We start from the raw sequence: 7,494 nt of genomic DNA on the forward strand, positions 1-7,494 counted from the left end.
CTAGTCAAACTTGATTAGCTGTGACGTGAGTCACTTTCGATGTCGGCTGGTGTCAGCCACCGGCGTCGGTCAACGGAACCGGACCACCGCCGTCGTCGCGTGCCGGGTCGTGTTCTGCCGGACCTCCACCGTGACGGGCGGGCCGGACGGCAGCGCGGCATAGGTGACCTCGCCGATCCCGATGGCGGTCGCCGTCCCCTCGCCCTTCGCCTCGGGCAGCGCGGCCGCGGCCGCCACCTGCAGCGTGGGCGCCAGCGGCGAGGACACCACGGGAGTGCCGTCCCCCGGCAGGACGAGCACCAGCGCGTGCGGCCGGGCCCGGCTCCCGGTGAAGCCGATGACGACCGCGTCCCGGGTGTCGCTGTGCCGCAGCTTCAGCCACGCCCGCGCGCCGCCCCGGTAGGCCCCGTCGAGCCGCTTGATCACCAGGCCTTCGACGCCGGTGGCGGTCAGGGTCTCGTACCAGCTCAGGGCGAGCTCGCGGTCGGTCGTCATGGGCACGGGCTGCAGGGGCGGGCCGAGCGGTCCGACGATCCGTACGAGGCGTGCGCGCCGTTCCTCGTACGGCAGGGCGCGGCAGTCCTCGCCGTCCTCGGCGAGCAGATCGAAGGCGGCGTACGAAGCGGGGAGCTCGCGCGCGAGCAGGGCGGCACGCCCGCGGGTGGCGTTGGCGCGCTGCTGCACGGCCCCGAAGTCGATGCCCTCGTCGCCCCAGACGACGACCTCGCCGTCGAGCACGGTCCCCGCGGGCAGCCGTCGTGCGGCCTCGGCGAGATCGGGGAACGAGGTGGTGACCAGGCGGCCCGACCGGGCCTGCAGCATCACCCGGCGGCGCTCGGCGATGACGACGAGCCGATGCCCGTCGAACTTGGGCTCGAAGGCCCAGCCGGACCCCTCGGGCAGCGAGGTGACGGACTCGGCGAGGGCGACCTTGACCGGAAGGCTGATCATGCGGGACCCGATCGGGGGAGCGGCCGGGCGCGGTTCGCGTTGATGAGCGGGCCCAGCAGATCCCCGTACCGCTGGAGGCGGGGCGCGATGTCCGCCGCACGGAAGACGAGCTGCTCCGGGGTGCCGCACTCCTCGACTTCCTCCCAGGTCACCGGGGTGGAGACGGTCGGCTCCTGGCGGGCGCGCAGGGTGTACGGGGTGGCGGTCGTCTTGGCCGCGGCGTTCTGGCTGAAGTCGACGAAGACCTTGCCGGGGCGCAGGTTCCTGGCCATCCGGTGGACGACCAGGGCGGGCAGCGCGCGCTCGGCGTCCTTGGCGAGTCCCTTCGCGTACGCGGTGACGTCATCGGACGGCGTCGGCTCCAGCGGGCAGAGCAGGTGCAGCCCCTTGGAGCCCGAGGTCTTCGCGTACACGTAGAGCCCGTCGTCCCGCAGCCGGTCCCGCAGCCAGAGACCGGCCCGGCAGCACTCGACGACGGTGGCGGGCGCGCCGGGATCCAGGTCGAGGACCAGCCGGTCGGCCATCGCAGGGGCGTCCGCCTGCCACTGCGGCGTGTGGAACTCCGTGACGAGGTTGGCGGCCCACATGAGGGTGGCGAGGTCGTTGACGACGATCTGCCGGGCGTTCCCGTCCGAGCGCGGCACGTCGGCGGTGCGCACCCAGGACGGGGTGCCCGGCGGCACGTTCTTGGCGAAGAAGCGCTGGCCGTCCGGGCCGTCCGGGAAGCGGAGGAAGGAGACCGGGCGGTTGTAGAGGTGGGCGAGGAGGGAGCCCGCCGTGCTGGCGTAGTAGTGCAGCATCTCGCCCTTGGTGAAGCCCGTGGCCGGGTACAGCACCTTCTCCAGATTGCTGAGGGCCAGCCGCCGCCCCTCCACCTCGGTGATCGGCGTCATACGATGAGAGTCGCATAAATCGCACCAAATCACCCAAAAGCAATGAATCACTGCGGGATCTCAGAACGCGCGTCACATGCCGACGCTGTGGCCTGCAGCTCTGCTCATTCTCACGCCGATGGCCATGCTTCTGTCTCAGGAGCGTGGCCATGTCCGGCCTCGGGGAGCAATGGAACAGTGGTGGGCGTTAAGCATTGACCGACGTCATGGACGCCGTTGACGGCGGGCGTTCCCGCCGGTTGCCCGTGCTTGTCCGGTTCGGCGTCGGCGAAGGCGCGGTATCCGCCGAGTCCGCCGGGCGCAAGGTCTTCGGCCTCGCCGCCGCAGGCGTCCGTCTCGCTTGACCTCTTGCGCGTCAGTCCGGCAGCCAGTGCAGCTCGTGCGCCAGGGTTTTGGCGACGGCACGGATGCGGCGGTGTAGCGGCGACTGCTCGCGTGGCAGGACCAGGTGGATCGTCAGGCTGGGCGCGCCCCGCAGTGGTCGCCAGGTGAGACCGGCCGGTTGTACCGTGACCGCGGCTTCTCCGGCCGGGGCGAGGGTGACCCCGTCGCGCAGGTCGCGCTGAGACATGTCGAAAGAGACTGCGGGCGTGTGGAATCGGGGGTGTGGTCGGGTGTCTCGGAACAGTGCGGACAGCTGATCGTGGATCACGGGGTTGGTCGCACGGTCCGGGAGTCGCAGCGGATACGCGGCCGCGTCGGCGATCTCGATCTCCGGGTGTTCGGCCAGCGGATGGTGCTGCGCCAGCTGGACCCCGATGCACATACGCCGCAGCAGGAACCGGCGTACGCCACGGCCCGGCTGTTCACCGCGGGTGATCCCGGCATCGATGCGGCCGTCGGCGACCGCGGGAGAGATCTCCGGTGTCGCCATCGGGACCGCGCCGACCTCGAGTCCGCTGTTGCCGCGAATCAGCCTGTCCACCAGGGCCGGCACCGTCTCGGCCCCGGCGCTGAGGCTGTATCCGATGCGCAGCGTGCCCAGTTCACCGGCCGCCGCGCTCCGGGCGGTGTCCCATGCCCGGTCCAGCGCCGCCAGCGCGGGCGGCGCGGACTCCGCCAAAGCCGCACCGGCCGTGGTCAATACGACGCTACGCGTGTTGCGGACCAGCAGGGCCGTACCGAGTTCCGCCTCCAATCGGCGCATCCGGGCGCTGAGCGCGGGCTGTGCGATACCGATCCGTGCGGCCGCGCGGGTGAAGTTCAACTCCTGCGCCAGCACCAGGAAGTACCGCAGGCTCACCGTATCCGGCGCCACGTGCCCCCCCTGCCGATTGATAACAATCCGTTCTGAGTCTATCCCGTACCGGTCTTTCCCTCGACCGCAGATCAGGCCCTAACCTGCGCATATGACGATTCAAGTGACCGCAGTACCCGTCGCCGGGATCGATCGATCTGAGTGTCAATTCGAAGTCGGACGTGTCCGGCCCAACACAGGAGGTTTCCATGTCTAAGGGCTACTGGGTCAGTGTCTACCCCGCCATTTCCGGCCCTGAGAAGCTGACTGCCTACGACAAGCTGGCCGGTCCGGCTGTCCAGGCCGGGGGCGGGCGCGTCCTGTCCCGGATCCCGTCCCATGGCGGTCGAGTCGTCGCCCACGAGGCCGGAATCACGCAACGCGTCGTTCTGATCGAGTTCGACAGCTTTGAACAGGCCGTCGCGGCATACGAGAGCGAGGCATACCAGAAGGCGCTGGTGGCCCTCCCTGACGGCTACGAGCGCGACTTCCGCATCATCGACGGCATCGACTGACCGGCGGGCCCAGCCATCGCTGAGCATCCGTCACCTGATACGCACACGGTGCTGAACGACGACTCACCAGACGAGTTCGAAGCCGTGCCCCGCGTCCCACGCTGGTGGTGATCTTCCCGATCTTGTGGCTGTTGTATTCGGTGAACCACATGTTGCCGTCCGGACCAGGGGTGATACCGGGGGTGATGTCGAAGGGCTTGGCGCCGCCGGTGGGCACCTCCTGTGCCACTTGAGGAAGTGCAGGTCGTCCAGGATCAGCAGCCTCACCTCGCAGGACAGCACGCAGTCCAGGGCTTGCAAGCCGAGCTGGGCGGGCGTGGGCGCCGAGTAGCTCAGGACGGAAGACCCAGTCGCGCCGGAAGCCGGCCAGGTGGCCCCGCCGTGGTCTTCATCAGGAACGGCCGGGCCACGATGCCGTGCACGAGCGGGTCGAAATCGGCGAAGAGAAGCCTTGCCAGTTCCAGCCGCGACTCGTAGATCACGGGCTCACGCATGGTCGCTGACCAGTAGCTTCCGGAATAGCGCTGCTGTCCTCGGCGCCATCGGAACGTCCGCCACGGAGTCGCCGACTTCAGCGCGTCGACGGACACTGTTGTCCACGACAGGTCCTCCACGAGCTTGCCGTCGGGAAAGCGAACGCTGACTTCTACGGCGGGATCGTCCACGACGCACCCCCAGCTCGGGCAGTACCTGCAAACCACACGATCCCAGCCCTGACGAATCGGGCAGGCAGAACCGACCTGCATCGCCTGAAAGAGTGAGTCCTCTGAACAGCGATTCTCGGCAAGTCACCCCATGTGGCCTCGCTGTGCTGTCGGCGCCGAGAAATATGGCGCCGGTTCTGAGAACCCACAACCACCCGAAAGTACTCCTCGGCTGAGAGGTGCCAGACGTGCGATCCATATGGAACGGTGCGATCTCCTTCGGTCTTGTCAGCATCCCGATCAAGCTCGTGAACGCCACCGAGAGCCACTCGGTCTCCTTCCGGCAGATCCATGTGGAGGACGGGGGCCGGATCCGCTACCGCAAGGTGTGCGAGCTGGAGGAGAAGGAGGTGACGTCCGCCGAGATCGGCAAGGCCTACGAGGAGGCGGACGGGTCGATGGTCCCGATCACCGACGAGGATCTGGCCGCCCTGCCGATCCCGACCGCCAAGACGATCGAGATCGTCGCCTTCGTCCCGGCGGACCGGATCGACCCGCTCCAGATGGACGCGGCGTACTACTTGTCGGCGAACGGGGTGCCCGCCGCCAAGCCGTACACGCTGCTGCGGGAGGCGCTGAAGCGCAGCCAGAAGGTGGCGATCGCCAAGTACGCGCTGCGGGGGCGGGAGCGGCTCGGGATGCTGCGGGTGGTGGACGACGTCATCGCGATGCACGGTCTGCTGTGGCCGGACGAGATCCGGGCCCCCGAGGGCGTGGCACCCGACACCGAGGTCAAGGTCCGTGACGCGGAACTCGACCTGGCGGACGCCCTGATGGACACGCTCGGCGAGGTCGACATGTCGTCCCTCCACGACGACTACCGCGCGGCGGTGGAGGAACTCATCGCCGCCAAGGCGGAGGGAAAGATCCCGACGGAGCCGGCGGCCGCCGCCGCGGGTGGCGGCAAGGTCATCGACCTGATGGCCGCGCTGGAGAGCAGTGTGAAGGCGGCGCGGAGTGCGCGGGGCGAGGGGGAGAAGGAGGGGAAGGAGGCCGAGGTGACGCCGCTGTCCTCCCGCCGGAAACGGGCTCCGGCCGCGCCCAAGCAGGTGGGCGGGAAGAAGTCGACGTCGACGGCGAAGAGGACCGCGAAGAAGACGGCCGCCAAGTCCACGGTGAAGAAGTCGACGGTGAAGAAGTCGACGGCGAAGAAGTCGACGTCCACGGCTGCGTCTGCGTCTGCGAAGAAGTCCGCGGCCAAGAAGGCCGCACCGAAGAAGCGGGCCTCGGCGTAGGGCCGGTGATGCCGCCGTTTCATCAGATGGACGCGATGTTCTCGAGCCCTCCTGGAGATATCGGAACACCTCTGAGTACCTCGCCTGGCGCCCCCAGGCTCGCCAGGAACCCGTACCCCGGCAACCCTGGAGGAATGACCCAGGACAAGCAGACCGGATATCGGCCCGTGGTCTTCCGTGACCGCTCGGCGGGGTACGCCTTTCTCACCCGGTCGACCGCGTCGAGCGACCAGACGATCGAGTGGGACGACGGCGAGACGTATCCGCTGGTGGAGGTGGAGATCTCGGCGGAGAGCCACCCGTTCTACACGGGCCGGGCCCGGGTCGTGGACTCCGAGGGCCAGGTGGCGAAGTTCGAGCGGCGCTTCGGGGACGGCGCATGACCGATCTGCAGGAGCTGGCGGCCGAGGCGTACGTCTACGGCTTTCCGATGGTGTCCAACCTCGACGAGGTCGACCGCTTCACCCGCAAGGGCATGGCCTCGGTGGCGCCCGCCCCCTTCAACGAGTTCAGCCATGGCGGCAAGCTCGCCGGGCCGAGCGACAGCTTCGTGACCGTCAACAACGACACCCTCTACTCCCTGGCGCAGATCGACCTGTCCGGCGGGCCGCTGCTGCTCACCGTGCCGGACACCGCCGGGCGTTACTACGTCCTGCAGTTCGTGGACGCCTGGACCAACAACTTCGCGTACGTGGGACGCCGCGCGACCGGCACCGGGGCGGCGAGTTTCCTGCTCACGCCGCCCGGCTGGGACGAGCTCGTGCCGGCGGGCGCCACCCGGATCTCCGTGCCGACGATGGTGGCGACGATCGTCGGACGCTGGGCCTGCGCGGGCCCGGACGACGTGGCGGCGGTGCGGGAACTCCAGGAGGACACGCTCCTCGAGCCGTACTGGACGGCGTCCGGCGAGCCCCTGGGTCTTCCGACCCACGCGTACACCCCGGACGGCGATCCGGAGCTGCTGTTCTTCGAGAAGCTGCGGGCGCGGATGGCGGCCTTTCCACCCGCGGCGCCTGAGGTGGCGTATCAGCAACGCTTCGCCCCGCTCGGCCTGCTCGACCCGCAGAGTCCGTACGGTCAGGCCGCGCCCGAGCTGGTCGAGGCGCTGCGCGCGGGATTCGCCGCAGGCAAGGAGCGGGTCGAGCACGCCACGACCCATGGCGGGGACCATGGCGGGGACCATGCCGGGTCCTCCGAGCAGAACGGCTGGCAGCTGGCGTACCACGCCTTCGACTACAACGCCGACCACTTCGAGGTCGGCACGCTCAAGGATCCCCAATGGATCTGCAGGGACCGGGAGTTGGCGCACACCATGCGCGCGGCGGCGGCACGGGCCGACCTCTGGGGCAATCACGGGTACGAAGCGGCGCACGCGATGACGTGGAACGACGACGAGGGCGAGCCACTGGACGGCTCACGCTCCTACACGCTGCGGTTCGAGAAGGTGCCGCCGGTAGACGCATTCTGGTCGGTAACGATGTACGACGTACCGGACTACCACCTGGTCGAAAACCCCGTCGACCGGTACTCGATCGGCGACCGCACCCCAGGTCTTGCGTACGGCGACGACGGCTCGCTCACGCTCCGCCTCCAGGCGCGTCGCCCCGCCGACGACAAGACGGCCGCCAACTGGCTGCCCACGCCCGAGGGCCCCTTCCGCCCGGTGGTGCGGATGTACACGCCGCGGGCGGCGGTCTTCGACGGGACGTACCAACTGCCGCCGGTACGCCGCGACCGGGAGGGCGGGGCCGTTTCCTAGCCGCTCCTGGTCGTTGCCCTGGTTGCCCTGGTTGCCCTGACGTCCAGGGCCGGCGCGATGACGGCGAAGGCCCGGTCGGTCAGCACGGTGGCGTCCTCCGCACCGTCGCTGTCGCTCCACCGCTGCAGCACGGTGTCGAAGGCGGTCAGGGCGACCCCCGCGGCCAGCCGCGGACGCAGGTCGGTGGCGGGGCCGGTGGC

Annotated in this window: 9 protein-coding genes and 1 pseudogene; 5 read left to right on the forward strand and 5 right to left on the reverse strand. The window is 69.2% G+C overall.

The annotated features are described in order from the left end of the window. Positions 1-69: 69 nt before the first annotated feature. Positions 70-951 (reverse strand): RNA ligase family protein, encoded by an 882-nt coding sequence (locus tag E2651_RS08740; protein ID WP_135330457.1) that lies wholly within the window; start codon positions 949-951, stop codon positions 70-72. Beyond that, entirely contained in the window at positions 948-1,844 is an 897-nt protein-coding gene (gene ligD, locus E2651_RS08745; protein WP_135330458.1) for a non-homologous end-joining DNA ligase, read from the reverse strand. The genes E2651_RS08740 and ligD overlap by 4 nt, the downstream gene beginning before the upstream one ends. A gap of 206 nt (positions 1,845-2,050) precedes the next feature. Between ligD and E2651_RS43865 the strand changes: the two genes are divergently transcribed. Beyond that, positions 2,051-2,188: a hypothetical protein gene (locus E2651_RS43865; protein WP_167828741.1), complete on the forward strand. Its 138-nt coding sequence runs from the start codon at positions 2,051-2,053 to the stop codon at positions 2,186-2,188. Between the two features lie 11 nt (positions 2,189-2,199). Here the strand turns inward: E2651_RS43865 and E2651_RS08750 are convergent, their stop codons facing one another. Then, a complete protein-coding gene (locus tag E2651_RS08750) occupies positions 2,200-3,102 on the reverse strand; it encodes a LysR family transcriptional regulator (RefSeq protein WP_135330459.1) in 903 nt (300 codons plus the stop codon). Between the two features lie 188 nt (positions 3,103-3,290). Between E2651_RS08750 and E2651_RS08755 the strand changes: the two genes are divergently transcribed. Then, positions 3,291-3,596, forward strand: a complete 306-nt coding sequence (locus E2651_RS08755) for a DUF1330 domain-containing protein (RefSeq protein WP_135330460.1) — start codon at positions 3,291-3,293, stop codon at positions 3,594-3,596. 332 nt (positions 3,597-3,928) lie between these two features. Here the strand turns inward: E2651_RS08755 and E2651_RS45160 are convergent, their stop codons facing one another. Further along, the gene (locus tag E2651_RS45160; protein ID WP_245238684.1) at positions 3,929-4,261 is read right to left on the reverse strand and encodes a hypothetical protein; all 333 of its coding nucleotides are present in this window, start codon (positions 4,259-4,261) and stop codon (positions 3,929-3,931) included. Between the two features lie 227 nt (positions 4,262-4,488). Here E2651_RS45160 and E2651_RS08770 point away from each other — a divergent pair, with 227 nt between their 5' ends. The 3 genes from E2651_RS08770 to E2651_RS08780 all read left to right on the forward strand — a co-directional run bounded on the left by E2651_RS08770 (position 4,489) and on the right by E2651_RS08780 (position 7,294). Continuing rightward, positions 4,489-5,535 carry a Ku protein gene (locus tag E2651_RS08770; protein ID WP_135330461.1) on the forward strand — a complete coding sequence of 349 codons (1,047 nt, stop codon included), beginning with the start codon at positions 4,489-4,491 and terminating at the stop codon, positions 5,533-5,535. Between the two features lie 134 nt (positions 5,536-5,669). Then, positions 5,670-5,918: a type B 50S ribosomal protein L31 gene (locus tag E2651_RS08775; protein ID WP_135330462.1), complete on the forward strand. Its 249-nt coding sequence runs from the start codon at positions 5,670-5,672 to the stop codon at positions 5,916-5,918. Next, positions 5,915-7,294, forward strand: a complete 1,380-nt coding sequence (locus tag E2651_RS08780; protein WP_135330463.1) for a DUF1254 domain-containing protein — start codon at positions 5,915-5,917, stop codon at positions 7,292-7,294. The genes E2651_RS08775 and E2651_RS08780 overlap by 4 nt, the downstream gene beginning before the upstream one ends. Here E2651_RS08780 and E2651_RS08785 read toward each other — a convergent pair. Beyond that, positions 7,291-7,494 (reverse strand): annotated as a pseudogene (locus E2651_RS08785) (hypothetical protein); the annotation flags it as partial. The gene E2651_RS08780 and the pseudogene E2651_RS08785 overlap by 4 nt on opposite strands.

Source organism: Streptomyces sp. MZ04 (assembly GCF_004684775.1).
Lineage (GTDB): Bacteria > Actinomycetota > Actinomycetes > Streptomycetales > Streptomycetaceae > Streptomyces.